At 68.0% G+C, this 18,710-nt stretch carries 17 protein-coding genes; 11 read left to right on the plus strand and 6 right to left on the minus strand.

Annotated elements, in window-relative coordinates:
- Window positions 1-46: 46 nt before the first annotated feature.
- From AC07V5_RS18620 to AC07V5_RS18635, 4 genes are read right to left on the minus strand one after another with little or no spacing between them, the layout of a single operon-like run.
- On the minus strand, window positions 47-1,480 hold the full coding sequence (locus tag AC07V5_RS18620) for a mannose-1-phosphate guanylyltransferase/mannose-6-phosphate isomerase (protein ID WP_495117199.1): 1,434 nt from the start codon (window positions 1,478-1,480) through the stop codon (window positions 47-49).
- 16 nt (window positions 1,481-1,496) lie between these two features.
- Window positions 1,497-2,516: a UDP-glucose 4-epimerase GalE gene (galE, locus tag AC07V5_RS18625; RefSeq protein ID WP_495117200.1), complete on the minus strand. Its 1,020-nt coding sequence runs from the start codon at window positions 2,514-2,516 to the stop codon at window positions 1,497-1,499.
- The gene (locus tag AC07V5_RS18630; RefSeq protein ID WP_495117201.1) at window positions 2,516-3,763 is read right to left on the minus strand and encodes a hypothetical protein; all 1,248 of its coding nucleotides are present in this window, start codon (window positions 3,761-3,763) and stop codon (window positions 2,516-2,518) included. The genes galE and AC07V5_RS18630 overlap by 1 nt, the downstream gene beginning before the upstream one ends.
- On the minus strand, window positions 3,753-5,141 hold the full coding sequence (locus tag AC07V5_RS18635; RefSeq protein ID WP_495117202.1) for an undecaprenyl-phosphate glucose phosphotransferase: 1,389 nt from the start codon (window positions 5,139-5,141) through the stop codon (window positions 3,753-3,755). Before AC07V5_RS18635 ends, AC07V5_RS18630 begins: the two co-directional genes overlap by 11 nt.
- A 136-nt stretch (window positions 5,142-5,277) precedes the next feature.
- On the opposite strand from AC07V5_RS18635, the gene AC07V5_RS18640 reads away from it, so the two are divergent.
- The 11 genes from AC07V5_RS18640 (at window position 5,278) to clsB (ending at window position 16,360) form a co-directional block, all read left to right on the plus strand.
- Entirely contained in the window at window positions 5,278-5,823 is a 546-nt protein-coding gene (locus AC07V5_RS18640) for a hypothetical protein (protein WP_495117203.1), read from the plus strand.
- Window positions 5,820-7,382 (plus strand): ubiquinone biosynthesis regulatory protein kinase UbiB, encoded by a 1,563-nt coding sequence (gene ubiB, locus AC07V5_RS18645; RefSeq protein ID WP_495117204.1) that lies wholly within the window; start codon window positions 5,820-5,822, stop codon window positions 7,380-7,382. Before AC07V5_RS18640 ends, ubiB begins: the two co-directional genes overlap by 4 nt.
- A gap of 66 nt (window positions 7,383-7,448) precedes the next feature.
- The gene (locus AC07V5_RS18650) at window positions 7,449-8,912 is read left to right on the plus strand and encodes a high affinity choline transporter 1 (RefSeq protein ID WP_495117205.1); all 1,464 of its coding nucleotides are present in this window, start codon (window positions 7,449-7,451) and stop codon (window positions 8,910-8,912) included.
- Between the two features lie 55 nt (window positions 8,913-8,967).
- Window positions 8,968-9,273 (plus strand): FmdB family zinc ribbon protein, encoded by a 306-nt coding sequence (locus tag AC07V5_RS18655; protein WP_495117206.1) that lies wholly within the window; start codon window positions 8,968-8,970, stop codon window positions 9,271-9,273.
- Window positions 9,246-9,965: a DUF502 domain-containing protein gene (locus tag AC07V5_RS18660; RefSeq protein ID WP_495117207.1), complete on the plus strand. Its 720-nt coding sequence runs from the start codon at window positions 9,246-9,248 to the stop codon at window positions 9,963-9,965. Before AC07V5_RS18655 ends, AC07V5_RS18660 begins: the two co-directional genes overlap by 28 nt.
- A gap of 87 nt (window positions 9,966-10,052) precedes the next feature.
- A complete protein-coding gene (gene aspS, locus AC07V5_RS18665) occupies window positions 10,053-11,846 on the plus strand; it encodes an aspartate--tRNA ligase (protein ID WP_495117208.1) in 1,794 nt (597 codons plus the stop codon).
- A gap of 142 nt (window positions 11,847-11,988) precedes the next feature.
- Complete coding sequence (locus AC07V5_RS18670) at window positions 11,989-12,792, plus strand: curli production assembly/transport component CsgG (RefSeq protein WP_495117209.1); 804 nt, start codon at window positions 11,989-11,991, stop codon at window positions 12,790-12,792.
- A gap of 72 nt (window positions 12,793-12,864) precedes the next feature.
- Window positions 12,865-13,650 carry an NPP1 family protein gene (locus tag AC07V5_RS18675; RefSeq protein WP_495117210.1) on the plus strand — a complete coding sequence of 262 codons (786 nt, stop codon included), beginning with the start codon at window positions 12,865-12,867 and terminating at the stop codon, window positions 13,648-13,650.
- A gap of 42 nt (window positions 13,651-13,692) precedes the next feature.
- Window positions 13,693-14,166: a dihydroneopterin triphosphate diphosphatase gene (nudB, locus tag AC07V5_RS18680; RefSeq protein ID WP_495117211.1), complete on the plus strand. Its 474-nt coding sequence runs from the start codon at window positions 13,693-13,695 to the stop codon at window positions 14,164-14,166.
- On the plus strand, window positions 14,163-14,954 hold the full coding sequence (locus AC07V5_RS18685) for an endonuclease/exonuclease/phosphatase family protein (RefSeq protein ID WP_495117212.1): 792 nt from the start codon (window positions 14,163-14,165) through the stop codon (window positions 14,952-14,954). Before nudB ends, AC07V5_RS18685 begins: the two co-directional genes overlap by 4 nt.
- A gap of 143 nt (window positions 14,955-15,097) precedes the next feature.
- The gene (clsB, locus tag AC07V5_RS18690; RefSeq protein ID WP_495117213.1) at window positions 15,098-16,360 is read left to right on the plus strand and encodes a cardiolipin synthase ClsB; all 1,263 of its coding nucleotides are present in this window, start codon (window positions 15,098-15,100) and stop codon (window positions 16,358-16,360) included.
- 28 nt (window positions 16,361-16,388) lie between these two features.
- On the opposite strand, the gene AC07V5_RS18695 is transcribed toward clsB, so the two are convergent.
- Both AC07V5_RS18695 and hutH read right to left on the minus strand, forming a co-directional pair.
- Window positions 16,389-17,144 carry a hypothetical protein gene (locus AC07V5_RS18695; RefSeq protein WP_495117214.1) on the minus strand — a complete coding sequence of 252 codons (756 nt, stop codon included), beginning with the start codon at window positions 17,142-17,144 and terminating at the stop codon, window positions 16,389-16,391.
- A gap of 55 nt (window positions 17,145-17,199) precedes the next feature.
- Entirely contained in the window at window positions 17,200-18,705 is a 1,506-nt protein-coding gene (gene hutH, locus AC07V5_RS18700; protein WP_495117215.1) for a histidine ammonia-lyase, read from the minus strand.
- Between the last annotated feature and the right edge of the window lie 5 nt (window positions 18,706-18,710).

Raw genomic sequence — 18,710 nt, forward strand, 5'->3', positions numbered from 1 at the left:
TGATGCCAATGGCGCAAGCGTAGCGCCATGCGCTACAGCCAGGGGTTCAGGTCCTGCCGTAGGTATCTTCGAAGCGAACGATGTCGTCCTCACCCAGGTAGGAGCCCGACTGCACCTCGATGATTTCCAGCGGCACCTTGCCCGGGTTGGCCAGGCGGTGTGTCTGGCCCAGCGGGATGTAGGTCGACTGGTTTTCGGTCAGCAGGATGGTCTTGTCGCCGTTGACGATCTCGGCCGTGCCGCTGACGACGATCCAGTGCTCCGCGCGGTGGTGGTGCATCTGCAGGCTGAGCGATGCGCCCGGCTTGACCATGATGCGCTTGACCTGGTGGCGCGGGCCGTTGTCGATGCTGTCGTACCAGCCCCAGGGGCGGTGCACCTTGCGATGCAGGGCGTGCTCGCCGCGCTGCTCGGCGCCGAGGCGGTTGACGATCTGCTTGACCTCCTGGCTTCGGGAGCGGTCGCTGACCAGCACGGCATCGGCCGTCTCGACGACGATGATGTCCGTCAGGCCGACGACGCCCACCAGGCGGCTGGTGGCGTGCACGAGGGTGTTCTTGCTGTCGGCGATCAGCGCGTCGCCGACGAAGGCATTGCCGTCGGCGTCCTTCTCGGCCACCTGCCAGACAGCCTCCCAGGCACCCAGGTCGTTCCAGCCTGCGTCCAGCGCCACCATGCGCAGCGGGATGTCCGTGCCGGGGCAGCGCTCCATGACGGCGTAGTCGACCGACTCGCTGGGCACTACAGCGAATTCGGCCTTGCCGGGGCGCACGAACTTGGCGTCGGTCTTGCGCGCGTCCCAGGCGGCGCGGGTGGCGGTGGCGATGTCGGGGCGGAAGCGCTCCAGCGCCTTCATCCAGACGCTGGCGCGCAGCACGAACATGCCGCTGTTCCAGTAGTAGTCGCCTTCGGCCAGATAGCGCTGGGCGGTTTCCAGATCGGGCTTCTCGACGAACTGCGCAACCGCGAGGCCGGCGGAATCGCCCGTCGTGCGGATGTAGCCGTAGCCGGTTTCGGGGCGGTCGGGCGTGATGCCGAGGATGGCGATAGCGCCTTCGGCTGCGATGCGCACCGCGTCCTGCAGCGCCGCGGTGAAGGCGGCGGGATGGGTGACGGTCTGGTCGGCCGGCGTGACGACGAGCACGGGGTCGTTGCCACCTTCCAGCGCGGCCAGCGCGGCCAATGTCAGCGCGGGCGCGGTGTTGCGGCCGCAGGGTTCCAGCAGCACGCTGCTCGGCTCCAGGCGGGTCTCGCGCAGCTGATCCAGCACGAGGAAACGGTGCTCCTCGTTGCCGACGATGCATGGTGCGGCCAGTTCCAGGTCAGGCGAGGCCAGCGCGGCCAGGCGGCGCGCGGCGAGCTGGAACAGGCTCTCGTTGCCCGACAGCACGAGGAATTGCTTGGGGTAGCCGGCGCGGGACAGCGGCCAGAGCCGGGTGCCGGAGCCGCCGGCCATGATGACGGGTTGGACCTGGATCATTGTTGTGTTGCCTGTGTCAGGCAGGTTTGAATCCGTGGGGATTGTCGTGTTGCCAGCGCCAGCTGTCCTCGCACATGCGGGCGAGGTCGAGTTTGGCTTCCCAGCCAAGGGTGTCGCGGGCCAGCGTCGGGTCGGCCCAGCAGGCTGCGATGTCGCCAGGGCGGCGGGCGACGATTTCATAGGGCACGCTGCGGCCGCTGGCGGCTTCGTACGCCCGCACCAGGTCGAGCACGCTATAGCCCTGGCCGGTGCCGAGGTTGACTGTCAGCGAGCCGGTGTTTGCCAGCAGCCAGCGCAGTGCGGCGACGTGGCCCTCGGCCAGGTCGCTCACGTGGATGTAGTCACGCACGCCGGTGCCGTCAGGCGTCGGGTAGTCGTTGCCGAAGACCGCGAGCTTGGCGCGCCGGCCCACGGCGACCTGGGCGACGTAGGGCATCAGGTTGTTGGGCGTGCCGCGCGGGTCTTCGCCGATGCGGCCGCTTTCGTGGGCGCCGACCGGGTTGAAGTAGCGCAGGCAGGCGGTCTGCCAGGCGGGGTCGGCCACGCCCACATCGTGCAGGATCTGCTCGCCCATCAGCTTGGTGGCGCCGTAGGGGTTGGTCGACGAGGTGGGCGCGTCCTCGCGCAGCGGCAATTGGTCGGGCGCACCGTAGACCGTGGCGCTGGAGCTGAAGACGATGCGCGTGCAGCCGTGGCGCTTCATCACCTCGCAGGTGTTGATCAGGCCGCCGAGGTTGTTGCGGTAGTAGGCCAGCGGCTGGCTGACCGACTCGCCCACGGCCTTGTAGGCGGCGAAGTGGACGACGGCGGCCGGCCGGTAGCTGCCGAAGATCTCGTCCATGGCGGCCGCGTCGCTGACGTCCGCGCGCTCGAATTCAATCGGCGCGCTGGCCAACTCGGCCAGGCGCTCCAGCACGACGGGCGAGCTGTTGACGAAGTTGTCGACGCCGACGACCCGGTAGCCGGCTTGCTGCAACGCCAGCCAGGTGTGCGACGCGATGTAGCCGGCCGCACCTGTGAGCAGGATGGTAGGCATCAGTAGACGATGGCTTGGCCCGTGCAGCCGTAGCTGTTGGCGCTGTAGACGTATTGCGCCACGCTGCTGTCGCGGCTGGCGTGGTTGTACTGGCAGGAGAGGCTGAGGCCGCGAGAGAAGGCCCAGCTCAGGCCCAGGCCGTAGGCCTTGTCGTTGTCGAACGCATCCGCCAGCTGCGCACCCGAATCGTTGGCGCGATGGCTGCGATTGCGGTTGGCGCTGGCGTTCAGCGTGAGCTTGCCCGTCAGCAAATAGCTGCCGTTGAGCCGCCAACTGGTGTAGAGCCGGTTCACGTCGGTCGCGCCGGCCGCTGTTTCCTGGCCGGTGTCCCGCGAATACTGCATGCCCAACTGGATCTTTGCAGTCGGCCGCCAGTTCCAACCAATCGCGCCGGTCGTGCCGCTGAAATCGCGCAGTGCGCTGAGGGTGTTTTTCACGCGGCTGCGGCTCAGGCGCGTGTTCAGCGTGCTGCTGCCACCGGTGTTCCAGTTGGTCGTGAAGTCGATGTCGTCGCGCGTGTAGTCGTCGACTTCGCTGCGAATTTCCAACCGCAAAGTGTCCGGATTGAATACGAGGCCGGTGGGGTAGCGCGGGTACTGGCCCTTGGCGTGGCGACCCACCAGGCCGAGCCTCACGTTGCCACCCGGCATGGCGTAGATACCGAGCAGGCCGGTGTTCTGGTGAAAGACAAACCGGTCGTACTCGGCGGCGCTGAAGTCGCGCCGCTTGTAGGTCCAGCCGCCTTCGAGCGAATAGCGCGTTGCCACGCCGAGCCTGACCAGTGCGGCGTACTCGTCGTTGCGTTCGGTGTTTTTCTCGAAGATCGGGTTCACGCCACCACCGATGTTGAAGTCGGCGAGCGAACGGCTGGATGTGGCGCTGAGCGTGCCCGACAGGTTGCCCACCGTCTGCCAGGCCAGCGCGCTGCGCAGCGTGTACGACTGGTTGTTCAGCGCGCTGTTGGTGGAGTAACGGTTGTTCTGCAGCGATCCGTCCACCGTCACGTGCTGGCGGCCAAAGCGCTGGTCCAGGCCGGCGAGCAGCCCGGTGCTGATGACGGTGTCGCTGTTGTTGGTGCTCGCCTGCCGGAAGACATTCGAGACGTGCGAGACGCCCAGCGAGCCGCCGACATAGAACGGCGTCGTGTCGTCCGTCTGGGCTTGGGCTGATGGGGCCAGGGCAGTGGCCGAGACCAGCGCTGCAAGCGTGGTCCAGCGGTAGGGGAAACGGGTGGGCTTAATAGGCATGTCGATCAAACACCACCAGCCTCACGGTACGCAGGATGATCTGCAAATCCAGGGCCAGCGACCAGTTGCGCAGGTATTCCAGATCGTATTCGACGCGCGCCTTCATCTTGTCGATGGTGTCGGTCTCGCCACGCATGCCGTTGACCTGGGCCCAGCCAGTGATGCCGGGCTTGACCTTGTGCCGCACCATGTAGGCCTTGATGAGCTTGCGGTATTCCTCGTTGTGCGCGACCGCATGCGGGCGTGGGCCGACGATGCTCATGCGGCCCTGCAGCACGTTGATGAACTGGGGAAGCTCATCCAGCGAGGTGCGGCGGATGAAGGCGCCGAAGGGCGTGATGCGCGGGTCGTCCTTGGTGGCCTGCTTGACGACGGTACCGTTGTCCAGCGCGCGCATCGAGCGGAACTTGTAGACGACGATCTCCTCGCCATCCAGGCCATTGCGGCGCTGGCTGAAGATGATGGGCCCCGGCGAGCTGAGCTTGACGCCAATCGCCACCATCAGCAGCACGGGCGAGATCAGGATGAGGATGAGGGTGGCCAGCACGATGTCGCTGAGCCGCTTGACGAGCTGGTTTGTGCCGGTGAAAGGGGTTTCACAGATGCCGACGACGGGCACGCCGTTCATGTCCTGCAAGCGGCCCTGGATGATGCTGATGCCGAACACGTCGGGCACGAAGAAAAGCGACGCCGTCGTGCCCTGCACCTGCTCCAGCAGCTCGACGATGCGCGGCTGCGAGCCCAGCGGCAGTGTGATGTAGACCTCGCGCACGCTCTTGTCGCGCACGAAGTCGCTGAGCTGGGCCAGCGTGCCCAGGATGGATGTCCCGGCCTCGGGGTGCAGGCGATCGGGGCTGCGGTCGTCGAAATAACCGAGGCAGATGACGCCCTGGGTCTCGCGCAGCGCGCGGGTCACCTTGTGGCCCAGCGGCCCTGCGCCGACGATGACGGCCGTGCGCCGGGCACTGGGGTCGCTGGCCCGCCATTGCTGGATGCGCCGGCCGGTCTCGATGGCCGCCATCTGGGCAACGGGCGTGATGACGGCCCACCAGAGCAGCACCTGATTCTCGAAGTAGTGCAGGCTGTTCGTGGCGTAGCCGCACAGCACCAGGATGCCCAGCAGCACCAGCCAGGACGACAGCACGTCGACGATGGCGCTGGCGGGGTGGTCGTTGAAACGATTGCGCCCCGGGAAGGTGAGGGCGAACACCAGCAGGCACAGCGTCAGGGTCGGACGCAGCACCGGCTCGTCGAAATGGCCGTTCACGAACAGGAAGGTCAGAACGATGATGCCGGGCTCGAGGAAGGCGGCAATCAGGGACTCGACCGACTGCGGTGCGCTGTAGAACGTCCTCTTGTAGCTGCGGTCCTCAAACATCGTGGCGGGTTTGGTGATATCTCGGGCGCGGGGCCGGCGGTGGGGGCTGGAAAACTCCGGGGATTCTCTACCAACAATTTTGACAACCTAACCGTGCGCGTCCCTTGTTCAAGGTCCGCTGCCTACAATCTTGTCCATGTCCTCTCCCTGGCCCATGCCGCCCCTGCCTTCGCTCGCGCCGTTGCTGATGCCGGCCCTGCAGGATCGCCTCCTGTTGCTGATCAACCATGTCGTGTCGCGGGAGCCCATCGCGGCGCAGCGTCTGCAGCCGTTGGCCGGGCGTGCGCTGGTGGTGCATCTGGCGCGTTGGCCGGCTCTTTTGCCTGCCGCGCCTGATTTGATACTGGGCGTGACGCCTGCGGGGCTGTTCGAGCGCCTTGATGCGGCACCTGCCGGACAGGGCGGCCTGCGCATCGAGATCGACGCGTCCAACCCGGCCAAACTGGCCCTGGGGGCGCTCACCGGCGAGGCGCCGACGGTCAGCGTGCAGGGCGACGCAGCTTTTGCCGGTGAGATGCGCTGGCTGATGGATAACCTGCGCTGGGACGTCGAGGACGACCTGGCCGGCATCGTCGGGCCGCTGGCGGCCCGCCAACTGGCCCAGTTCGGCCGCACGCTGCGGCGCTCCCTGTCGGGCATGGCCGCGCGTTTCGCGACCACGACGGCCGGTAGCGGCGCATGAGGTTTGTCTCGCGTCTGCTGGTCATCCTGTGGACGGTCTGGCGCTTCGGTCTCGATGAGCTGGCCCTGTCGGGCCTGCGCCGCCGTCGGTTCCAGGTCCTGAGGCGAGTCACCCGGCTGGGCCGGCGCTGGCAGGAGCCGCGCGGCGTGCGCCTGCGCCTGGCCCTGGAGCGGCTCGGGCCCATCTTCGTCAAGTTCGGCCAGGTGCTGTCGACGCGGCGCGACCTGCTGCCTCACGACGTGGCGCAGGAGCTGGCCAAGCTGCAGGACCGCGTGCCCTCGTTTCCGGCGGCGGTGTCGCGCGAGATGGTGGAGCGTGCCTTCGGGCGGCCCCTGGAAGCGCTGTTCGCCAGCTTCGACGCCGAACCCGTGGCCAGCGCCAGCATCGCCCAGGTCCATTTCGCAACGCTGAATGATGGCCGCGAGGTGGCCGTCAAGGTGCTGCGCCCCGGCATGCTGGACGTCATCGACGACGACCTGGCGCTGATGCGCAAGCTCGCCGTCTGGATCGAACGCTTCTCGGCCGACGGCCGGCGCCTGAAGCCGCGCGAAGTCGTCGCCGAGTTCGACATGTATCTGCACGACGAGCTCGATCTCGTCCGCGAGGCGGCCAACGCCGCCCAGCTGCGTCGCAACATGGACGGCCTGGACCTGGTGCTGGTGCCCGAGATGCACTGGGACCTGTGCAGCTCCGAGGTCATCGTGATGGAGCGCATGAAGGGCGTGCCCATCTCCCAGCTGCAGACGCTGCTGGACGCCGGCATCGACATCAAGAAGCTGGCCCGGGACGGCGTGACCATCTTCTTCACGCAGGTGTTCCGCGACGGTTTCTTCCACGCCGACATGCACCCGGGGAACATCCAGGTGAGCCTGGCGCCCGAGACCTTCGGTCGCTACGTGGCGCTGGACTTCGGCATCATCGGCACGCTGACCGAGGTGGACAAGGACTACCTCGCGCAGAACTTCATCGCTTTCTTCCAGCGCGACTACAAGCGCGTGGCCGAGCTGCACATCGCCTCGGGCTGGGTACCGCCCGAGACCCGCGTCGACGCGCTGGAAAGCGCGGTGCGGGCCGTTTGCGAGCCTCATTTCGACCGCCCGTTGAAGGACATTTCGCTGGGCCAGGTGCTGATGCGCCTGTTCCAGACCTCGCGCCGCTTCAACGTCGAGATCCAGCCCCAGCTCGTGCTGCTGCAGAAGACGCTGCTCAACGTTGAGGGCCTGGGCCGCCAGCTCGACCCCGAACTGGACCTCTGGGCCACGGCCAAGCCCTTCCTGGAGCGCTGGATGAACGAACAGGTCGGCTGGCCGGCGTTCAACAAGCAGCTGATGAAGGAGGCGCCGCGCTTCGCCCAGCTGATCCCCGAATTGCCTCGCCTGCTGCACGATGCGCTGAAGGTGCAGGCCCTGCGCGGTGAAGATGCGGAGATGCGCGCCCTGGTGCGCGAGCTGCGCAGCACGAACCGGCTGCTGTCCGGCCTGCTGTGGGGGGCGTCCGGTTTTGCGCTGGGCATCACTCTTGCGTGGCTGGCACTGCGCTTTCTCGACCTCGGCCTCTAGGTCGTGCGGCTTGAGCCGCCTTCATAATCCGCGCCACTTTTTCGGCCCAACCCCGTTCCTACGCCCATGAACACCACGCTGATCGTTTTCGTCGTGCTCTATCTGCTCGGTACGCTGGGCATCGGCGTCTGGGCCGGCACGCGCATCAAGAACACGGCGGATTTCGCCATCGCCGGCCGCAGCCTTCCGCTGATCATGGTCGTCACGACGACCTTCGCGACCTGGTTTGGTGCCGAGACGGTCATGGGCCTGCCGGCCAAGTTCGTGCAGGGAGGCCTGGGTGCCGTGGTGGAAGACCCCTTCGGCGCCGGCTTCTGCCTGGTGCTGGTGGGCGCCTTCTTCGCGGCCCGGCTGTACCGGATGAACCTGCTGACCATTGGCGACTTCTATCGCCAGCGCTTCGGCAAGGGCGTCGAGGTGTTCTGCTCGCTGGCCATCATCCTGAGCTACCTGGGCTGGGTGGCCGCCCAGGTCACGGCCCTGGGCCTGGTGTTCAACATCCTGACCGACGGCGCCATGAGCCCGCAGACCGGCATGGTCGTCGGCTTGCTGGCGGTGCTGGTGTACGTTGTCATCGGCGGCTTCCTGGCCGTCGCCTGGACCGACTTCATCCAGATGATCGTGCTGGTCATCGGCATGAGCGTCATCGCGGTGTTCGCCTCGGACCTGGCCGGCGGCGCCGGCAAGGTGCTGGACCTGGCCAAGAGCCGCGACCTCGGCCGCTTCCTGCCCAACCCGACCTTCACCGAGATGGCCATGTTCCTCGGCTCCGGCCTGACCATGATGCTCGGCTCCATCCCGCAGCAGGACGTGTTCCAGCGCGTCATGTCCGCCAAGGACGCCAAGACGGCACAGCGCGGCGCCATGATCGGCGGCTTCAGCTACATCGCCTTCGCCTTCGTGCCCATGTTCATCGTGCTGGCCGCCGTGGCCGTCATGGGCGACAAGGCGCTGGAACTGGCCCAGAACGACTACCAGCGCGTGCTGCCCAGCTTCGTCATGGGCCACATGCCGCTGTTCATGCAGATCCTGTTCTTCGGCGCGCTGCTGTCGGCCATCAAGAGCACCTCGTCGGCCACGCTGCTGGCGCCGACGACCAGCTTCGTCGAGAACATCCTCAAGCAGATCCGCCCCGGCATGAGCGACAAGCAGTCGCTGGTGGCCATGCGCGTGACGCTGGTCATCTTCGCGTTCGCCGTGCTGGCCTACGCCATCGCGCTGCAGGGCACGTCCATCTATGACCTCGTCAGCTCCGCCTACCAGGTGACCCTGGTGGCGGCGTTCGTGCCCCTGGTTTTCGGGCTGTACTGGAGCCGTGCGACGACCCAGGGCGCCGTGTTCTCCATCTTTGCCGGCATCGCCGTCTGGGTGGCCTTCTTCCCGCAGGTGAGCACCTGGGGCGAGGTCTTTCCGGCCCAGCTCGCCGGCTTGCTGGCGGCCCTGGTTGGCATGGTGGCCGGGTCGCTCGCGCCGCAGTGGCTGACCAACCGGCACGAGCACGTCAGCCACCACCTGCCGCCCCACGGCTGAGCTGGCGGCGGCGCCCCGCTAAAATGTCGGGCTTTTCGCCCCTCACCGACCCGCCATGCCAATCTACGCCTACCGCTGCAGCGCCTGCGGCCACGCCAAGGACGTGCTGCAAAAGCTGTCCGACGCGCCGCTGACCATCTGCCCCGCCTGCGCGGCGGAGAGTTTTTCCAAGCAGGTCACCGCGGCGGGCTTCCAGCTCAAGGGTTCGGGCTGGTACGCGACCGATTTCAAGGGTGGCTCGTCCGCCCCTGCGGCCCCGGCTGCTGAAGCGGCCAAGCCCGATGCGGCCAAGGCCGAAGCCTCGGCATCGCCGGCTTCCTCGTCCTCCACCCCTTGCGGCGGCTCCTGCGCCTGCCACTGACCGGAAGCTTCGTGGGCGCGTCATTTAGAAAATACCTGGTTGCCGGCCTGCTGGTCTGGCTGCCGCTGGCCATCACGATCTGGGTGCTCGCCCAGGTGCTGGACGTCGTCAACGGCGTCTTCGGCTCGCTGCTGGCGGCGCTGGCCCTGGTCATGCCTGGCGCCTGGCGTGCCGGCATCCTGGGGCTGCAGCATGTGCCCGGGCTCGGCATCGTCATCCTGGCCGGCGGGCTGCTGGCCACTGGCGTGTTCGTGGCGAACATCTTCGGCCAATGGCTGCTGACGCAGTGGGACCGGCTGATGTCCCACATCCCCATCGTCAAGAGCATCTACAGCTCGGTCAAGCAGGTGTCGGACACGCTGTTCTCCAGCAGCGGCAACGCCTTCCGCGAAGCCGTGCTCGTGCAATACCCGCGTGAAGGCTCCTGGACGATTGCGTTCGTGACCGGCACGCCCAGCGGCGAGGTCGCCTGCCACCTGGAGCAGGAGCACGTCAGCCTCTACGTGCCGACGACGCCCAACCCGACGTCAGGCTTCTTCCTCATCGTGCCGCGCGCCGACATCAAGCCGCTGCAGATGTCGGTGGACGAGGCGCTCAAGTACATCATCTCGATGGGCACCGTGTCACCGATGCCGCATGCCGGCGACCCCGTCGCAGCTGCCGCGGACGCCGCGCGAAATCAGCCGGGTTGAACGCCCCGGCAGGCGTTCAATCCTGAGGACCACCGAGTCCGTCAGCGCCCACCAGACACCCCTGCAAAGAATTCGGAGAAGAACACCATGCGTACCTGCTATGCCGGCCAAGTCAGCGAAAAGCTGCTCGACCAGACCGTGACCCTGATGGGCTGGGCCCATCGCCGCCGCGACCACGGCGGCGTCATCTTCATCGACCTGCGCGACCGTGAAGGCCTCGTGCAGATCGTCTGCGACCCCGACCGCGCCGACAGCTTCAAGATCGCCGAAGACGTCCGCAGCGAGTTCTGCCTCAAGATCGTCGGCAAGGTGCGTGCGCGCCCGGCCGGCACCGAGAACGCCAACCTCGTCAGCGGCAAGATCGAAGTGCTGTGCCACGAGATCGAGGTGCTGAACCCGTCGGTGCCCATCCCCTTCCAGATCGACGAGGACAACCTCAGCGAGACGACCCGCCTCACGCACCGCGTGCTGGACCTGCGCCGCCCGTACATGCAGAACAACCTGATGCTGCGCTACCGCGTCGCGATGGAAGTGCGCAAGTTCCTGGACGAGCACGGCTTCGTCGACATCGAGACGCCGATGCTGACCAAGAGCACGCCGGAAGGCGCGCGCGACTACCTTGTGCCCAGCCGCGTGCATGACGGCCACTTCTTCGCGCTGCCGCAGTCGCCCCAGCTGTTCAAGCAACTGCTGATGGTGTCGGGCTTCGACCGCTACTACCAGATCACCAAGTGCTTCCGCGACGAGGACCTGCGCGCCGACCGCCAGCCCGAGTTCACGCAGATCGATATCGAGACCTCGTTCCTGACCGAGGAAGAGATCCGCTCGATGTTCGAGGGCATGATCCGCCACGTCTTCCGCAAGGCGCTGAACGTGGAGCTGGGCGACTACCCGGTGATGAAGTACTCGGAAGCCATGCACCGCTTCGGCTCCGACAAGCCCGACCTGCGCGTCAAGCTCGAGTTCACCGAACTGACCGACGCGATGACGACGGTGGACTTCAAGGTCTTCTCCGGCCCGGCCACCACGCCGGGCGGCCGTGTCGTTGCGCTGCGCGTGCCCAAGGGCGCGACCATGAGCCGCGGCGAGATCGACGCCTACACCGAGTTCGTCAAGATCTACGGCGCCAAGGGCCTGGCCTGGGTCAAGGTCAACGAAGTGGCCAAGGGCCGCGAGGGCCTGCAGTCGCCCATCGTCAAGAACCTGCACGACGAAGCCGTTGCCGAGATCCTCAAGCGCACCGGCGCGCAGGACGGCGACCTGCTGTTCTTCGGCGCTGACAAGGCCAAGGTCGTCAACGACGCTATCGGCGCGCTGCGCCTGAAGGTCGGCCACAGCGAGTTCGGCAAGGCCAACGACCTGTTCAACGACGTCTGGGCACCGCTGTGGGTGGTCGACTTCCCGATGTTCGAGCACGACGAAGAGAACAACCGCTGGGCGGCCGTTCACCACCCGTTCACGGCACCGAAGGACGGCCATGAGGACCTGATGACGTCGGACCCGGGCAAGTGCATTGCCAAGGCCTACGACATGGTGCTCAACGGCTGGGAGCTGGGCGGCGGCTCGGTGCGTATCCACCGCGCCGAGGTGCAGGCCAAGGTCTTCGAGGCGCTGAACATCAGCGCGGAAGACCAGCGCATCAAGTTCGGCTTCCTGCTGGACGCGCTGCAGTACGGTGCCCCCCCGCACGGCGGCCTGGCCTTCGGCCTGGACCGCATCGTCACGATGATGACCAAGGCCGATTCCATCCGCGACGTCATCGCCTTCCCCAAGACCCAGCGCGCCCAGTGCCTGCTGACCGGCGCACCGTCGCTGGTGGACGAGAAGCAGCTGCGCGAGCTGCACATCCGCCTGCGCAACTCCGCTGCTGCAGCGCAGTAAGCCTTACCGGTTCGGCCCGAAAGCCTCGCCCTCGCGAGGCTTTTTTCTTGGGTGCTGGCACCGGCAGACCCCGGGGGCGAGGGGCTGATCGTCCCGCGTTCCTGGGACGGATCGACTTCAGCGGCGAGGCAGACTCCCAGCGATGAACACCCGCCCTCTGCTCGTTCTTCCCCTTGTCGCTCTGCTGCTGGCCGGCTGCGGCAAGTCTTCCACCTCGCTGGGTGAAGGCGGCTCGGTGATCAGTGGCTCCGCCGGCCCGTCCGGTGCCCACAAGGCCAGCCGCGAACTCGTCAAATGCGATGCACCGGTCGCGACGCTGGCCCTCGTCGAGAACCCCAACGGCTACGCCTACTCCAGCAGCTACCAACTGCCCTCCAGCCCTGTGCCCCTGGTGCGGCTGCTGGCCCAGCAGAGCGGCTGCTTCCGCGTTGTCGACCGTGCGGCGGGTTTGAAGGCGACCGTGCGCGAGCAGGAACTCAAGGACGCCGGCATCCTGCGCCAGCAGGGCAGCACCGTGCACAAGGGCAAGGGCTACGAGGCCCAGTACAGCCTGACGCCCAGCCTCACCTTCAGCGAGCAGGACGCCGGTCGCCAGATCGGCGGCATCCTGCAGGCCATTCCCTATCTGAACAAGCTGGTCGGGGCGGCCGAGCAGGTCAAGCTCAAGCAGGCGCAGGCCGCGCTCCTGCTGACCGACAACGAGACGACGGAGCAGATCGCCGCAGCCACCGGCTCGGTCGAGGTGGCGGACCTGGGCGTCGGCGGCGCGGTGCTGGGCAAGCTCGGCGGGGCGGCCGGTGCGGGCTGGAGCAATTCCAACGAAGGCAAGGTCATCGCCGCGGCCTTCCTGGACGCCCACAACCAGCTCGTTGCCCAAGTGCGCGAGCTGCAGGCCAAGGAGCTGCCGCCCGAGGTGGCCACCAAGCGCAAGCAGCAAGGCGGGTGATCTGGCTTCACGGCGGCGACATGCGCCGCCGCGACAGTCGCGGCCTTCCTCACCCCCCGTCTGGATTGCCGCATGAAAAAGACCCTTCCCGTGCTGATCTCGCTGCTGGCCCTGGCCGCCGCAGCCCACGCCGACAACTTCCCTCGCCTGGACGAGGCGCTGCCGCGCACCATCGATATCCGCAGCACCTACCCGGTGTTCGACTTCGACGGTGACGGCTGCCTGCCAAGCGCCGGTGTCGCCCGCGATGGCCGCCAGAACGCCGGCCTCAACCCCAGCGGCAGCATCACCGGCGGCTGCCGTGCGAGCAACTTCCTGGATCTGTCCAACACACTCCACCGCCACGCCTGCCTGCGCAGCGGTGTCGACACCTACTGCGGCCACTTCTACGCGCTGTACTTCCTGAAGGACCAGGCCACCGTCTTCGGCGGCGGCCACCGCCACGACTGGGAGCATGCGGCCGTCTGGACCAAGAACGGCGTCGTCACCCACGCCGGCTACAGCGCCCACGGCAAGCTCTACAACGTTGCGGCGGCCCAATTGCCGATGCAGTATGGCCACGTCAAGATCGTTTATCACAAGGACGGCGTGACGACCCATGCCATGCGCATGGCTGGCGCCACCGAGGCTGCCGAAAACGGCTACGGCCAGTTCGTCACGCCCACCATCGTCAGCTGGTACGAGGTGCATGGCGACAGCGTGACGAACGAGCAGATGCGCAACAAGCTGAATGCCTATGACTACGGCTCGGCCACCATCCCGCTGCGCGACAACAATTTCCTGACCAACCTGAACACCTTCCGGCCCTCGGGGTACCCGGAGTTCACGCAGGCCAGCATCGAAGCCTCCAAGCCCTGACGGGCCATTCCGGGCCGGCAGGTGCGCGGCTATGCTGTTCGCATGCCCCCTGCCGTGCCCTACAAGATCCCCGAATCGGTCCTTGTCGTCATCCACACGCCCGATCTGCAGGTGCTGCTGATCGAGCGTGCCGACCACCCCGGTTACTGGCAGAGCGTCACCGGCTCCAAGGATGCACTCGACGAGGCACCGGCAGAGACCGCGCGCCGTGAGGTGCTGGAGGAAACCGGCTTCGACATTGCCACCGTCGGCGGCGAGCTGCGCGACTGGAACCTCGCCAACGTCTACGACATCTACCCCCACTGGCGCCATCGCTACGCGCCGGGCGTCACGCGCAACACCGAACACGTCTTCGGCCTACAACTGCCGTCGGCATTGACGCCCACGCTGTCGCCGCGCGAGCATTTATCTTGGGTCTGGTTGCCCTGGCATGAAGCGGCCGATCGCTGCTTCTCGCCCTCCAATGCCGAGGCAGTGTTGCAGCTGCCGCGCTTCAGTGCCATGACCACGCCATGAGATCAGTCGCCCGCCCCACCCCCCATGCGCCCGGCGCCGTACTGCGTGTGGCGACCTACAACATCCACAAGGGTGTGCGCGGCCTGGGGCCGGCCAAGCGGCTGGAGATCCACAACCTGCAGATGGGCGTCGAGGCGCTGGACGCTGACCTCGTCTGCCTGCAGGAGGTGCGCCTCTTCCACCACCGTGAGGCGGCCTTCTTCGACCGCACCTGGTTCGGCTGGCCCGAGAAAGGCCAGGCGGAGTTCCTCGCGCCCGACGGTTACGAGGTGGCCTACCGCACCAATGCGACGACCAAGTTCGGCGAGCACGGCAATGCGCTGTTGTCCCGCTGGCCCCTGGGGGACATCGGCCACCACGACGTGTCGGATCACTCCTTCGAGCAGCGCGGCCTGCTGCACGTGCCCGTGCACTGGCAGGGCGCCGTCGTGCATGTCGTCGTCGCGCATTTCGGGTTGATCCATTCCAGCCGCATGCGCCAGGTCGACCGCCTTGCCGCTTTCGTGCGCGAGCACGTGCCGGCGGGTGCGCCCGTTCTCGTCGCCGGTGACTTCAACGACTGGGGCGAGCGCCTGGACGTGCCGATGCGGGCCCATGGCCTGCGCCGCGCGGCACCGCCGCATGGCCGGGCACGGGCCCCCACTTTTCCTTCGCGGCTGCCGGTGTTCGCGCTCGACCGCATCTACATGAGCGGCCTGCGCTGCACCGGCGTGCAGGTGCCCCGCGGCCCGAGCTGGGCACGCATGTCCGACCACCTGCCGCTGCTGGTGGAGCTGGCGCTCGAATGAGCCCCGCGCGGCCGCCCGGAGGGGCTCAGCCCCCGCTTGGCGGGGCAGCGCGAAGCGCGTGGGGTGCCATGGACGCCGCACGGCCGTCCGAAGGGGCTCAGCCCCCGCTTGGCTGGGCAGCGCGAAGCGCGAGGGGTGCCTAAGTGAGACAGCTCGGGTCGAAGCGGCGCCGTCGGCATCATGCCGCCGACCCCGGCTTCGTCGGTGGCAACGAGGTCGAGTTGCTGCGCGGCGGCGACCAGCTCTTCCCGCGCATGCACGAGGCCATCCGGCACGCGCGCAGCGAAATCTGGCTGGCCACCTACATCTTTCACCACGACGAGACCTCGCTGGCCCTGGCCGACGCGCTGCTGGCGGCGGACCGGCGCGGCGTGCGTGTGCGTGTCGTCGTCGACGGCTTCGGCAGCAACGCCAGCATCAAGGCGCTGCGCGAGCGCTTTGCCGGCAGCGGTGTGGCGTTGGCGGTGTTCAGGCCCATGAACCGCTGGTGGCACTGGTTCCAGCCGGGCCAGTTGCGCCGGCTGCACCAGAAGCTCTGCGTCGTCGACGGCGAGCAGGCCTTCGTCGGCGGCATCAACGTCATCGATGACCGCCTGGACATGCACCACGGCGTGACCGAGCTGCCGCGGCTGGACTTCGCCGTGCAGCTGCGCGGCGGCCTCGTCGGCCTCGTCGACCAGAGCGTGCGCTCGATCTGGTCGCGTGCCTGGTTGGGGCGGGATTTCGACGACGCCCTGCTCGACTACGTACCGCTGCGCCGCCGCCTCGGCCTGTGGCTGACCCAGCTTTGGCGCGGCCCGCAGCGCCTGGCCGAGCCACCGTCGCGGCTGCAACCCATCAGCGCGGCCTTCGTGCTGCGCGACAACCTGCGCCGGCGCCGCACCATCGAGCATGCCTACGCGGACGCCATCCGTGAGGCGCGCAGCAGCGTCGACCTGGTCTGCCCGTATTTCTATCCCGGCCAGCGCATCCGCCAGGCATTGCGCCATGCGGCCGACCGCGGCGTACGCGTGCGCCTGCTGCTGCAGGGCAAGCTGGACTATCGGCTGGCCGGCTGGGCCGCCGAGGCGCTCTACGCCGAACTGCTGGGCCATGGCGTCGAGATCTACGAGTACACGCCGGCCTTCCTGCATGCCAAGGTCGCCGTCGTCGACGGGCAATGGGCCACGGTGGGCAGCTCCAACATCGACCCGCTGTCGCTGCTGGTGAACCTGGAAGCCAATGTCATCGTGCGCGACGCTGGCTTCTCCGCACGGCTGGCCGAGGAGATCGAGACCGCCATCGTCGCGTCCAAGCGCGTTGGCGAGCGCGGCGGCACCGGCCTGCGCGCCTGGGTGCACCGGGCCGTCGTGGCGTGGTTTGCCTACGTCTTCCTGCGCGTGGCCGGGGCGGCCGGGCGCTACTGACGCCTCACCGAACGTCTGACGGGAAGTATCAAGGCGCCGGTCTGGCCCGGATGGCCGCATCGAAGCGCGCCACCCACTCGGCCGGCACACGCAGGCTGCAGGCCAGGTGGCGTAGCGGCGGTGGCGGCATGCCGGGCAGCAGCACGGCCTCGATGTTCTGCGCGTCGGGCTCGCCGCGGCGGCGCAGTTCCTGCAACTCGGACGCGACGGAGATCGTGAAATCGGCATGGCCGCGTACCAGCATGGGTGCAAGCTTGGCGGTGCTCGCGCCCACCTTCAGTGGCGGCGGGCTGCGCTGTGCGATCCAGCCGTCCAGCGGGCCGCCGTAGGCCACACCGTCGTAGACCAGCAGCTTGAAGCGCTTGTCCTGCAGCGCAGCCCGCGCGCTGGGCAGCCGGCTCAGCGTGTCGGCCGTGCGGCTGGCCGCCAGGAAGACCTGCTGCTCCTCGCGGTGGATGGGCCGCGAGAAGCGCGCGAAGCGGTGGCGCTCGGCAGTGTCGAAGACGCCCAGCACGCAGAAGGGCTCACGGTTGCGCTGCAGCTCGTGCAGGCTGCGCTTGAAGGGCACGGCTTGCCAGCGCAGCACCAGGCCGGCCTGGTGCGCCCAGATGGCCGTGCGCCCGGCCATGGGCAGGTTGGGCACGCCATCGGGGCCGTCGCCTGGCAGCGGGATGTGGTGGATGAGCATGGCGCCGCCGCCATCGGCCGCCGCCGCCCGGCCCGGCGCGCCGACGAGCAGGGCTGCGAGGATGGCGGGTGCAGCGAGCGCAGCAAGAGGCGGCATGGCGGCAGTGCGAGAAGCCTGCCCCATTCTGCGCCGCACGGCGCCTGCTGGCGCGTCAGCGGGCGAAGCCCGGCGCGCTCGGCGCCGCCAGCACACCGGCCTGCACCAGCGCCGCCGCGCGCTCGATGTCCGGCGCGAGGTAGTGGTCGGCCGGCATGCTCGCGCAGTCCGCGCGCAGCCGCGTGTGCAGGGCCTCCACCGGCGCCGAGCTCTGCAGCGGGCGCAGGAAGTCGATGCCCTGGGCCGCGGCCAGCAGCTCGATGGCGACGATGTGGGCCGTGTTGTCCAGCATCGCGTGCAGGCGGCGCGCGGCGAAGGTGGCCATGCTCACGTGGTCTTCCTGGTTGGCGCTGGTGGGCAGGCTGTCCACGCTGGCCGGGTGGGCCAGGCTCTTGTTCTCGCTGGCCAGGGCCGCGGCCGTCACGTGGGCAATCATGAAGCCGCTGTGCAGGCCGGCGTCGGCCGTCAGGAAGGGCGGCAGGCGCGAGATGCCCGGGTCGATCAGCATGGCGATGCGGCGCTCGGCAATGGCGCCGACCTCGGCGATGGCCAGGGCCAGGTTGTCGGCCGCGAAGGCGACGGGTTCGGCGTGGAAGTTGCCGCCCGACAGCATGACGTCCTCGAACACCAGCGGGTTGTCGGTCACCGCATTGGCCTCGCACACCAGCACCTTGGCGGCGTGGCGGGCCTGGTCCAGGCAGGCACCCATGACCTGGGGCTGGCAGCGCAGGCAGTACGGGTCCTGCACGCGCTCGTCGCCCTCGCGGTGGCTGGCGCGGATGGCGCTGCCCGCCAGCAGCTCGCGGTAGATGCCGGCCACCTCGATCTGGCCTGGCTGTCCACGCACCTGGTGGATGCGATCGTCGAAGGGGCCGTCGCTGCCGCGTGCGGCGTCCAGCGTCATCGCGCCGCTGGCGAGAGCCGTGCCGAACAAGCCCTCGAAGCGCAGCAGCGCGTGCAGGGCCAGCGCCGTGCTGGCCTGGGTGCCGTTGATGAGGGCCAGGCCTTCCTTGGCGGCCAGCGTCAGCGGCTGCAGTTCCAGGCGGGCCAGCTCGTCGCGGGCCGACACGCGCTGGCCTTTCACCAGCGCCTCGCCTTCGCCCATCAGCGCCAGCGTCAGGTGGGCCAGCGGCGCCAGGTCGCCACTCGCGCCGACCGAGCCCTGGCAGGGCACGTAGGGCACGAAGCCGGCGTTGAAGGCATCCAGCAGCGCGTTGATGACCTCGCGGCGCACACCCGAGAAGCCGCGCGCCAGGCTGCCGGCCTTGGTGGCCAGCATCAGCCGCACCACCTCGGGCGACATCGGCGCGCCAACGCCTACCGCATGGCTGCGGATCAAGTTGAGTTGCAGGGCCGCGAGCTGGTCCTTGGCGATGCGCGTGCTGGCCAGCTTGCCGAAGCCGGTGTTGACGCCGTAGACCGGTGCGTCGCCCGCGGCTGCGGCTGCCACGAGGGCTGCGCTCTTGTCCACGGGCGCCCAGTCGTCGAGCTGAAGCGCGGCGCGGCCTGCGGCGATGTCGGCGAGTTGGGCCAGCGTCAGTTGTCCGGGAATGAGTTTCATAGAAG

The sequence above is a fragment of the Roseateles sp. GW821-FHT02E12 genome (assembly GCF_059421665.1).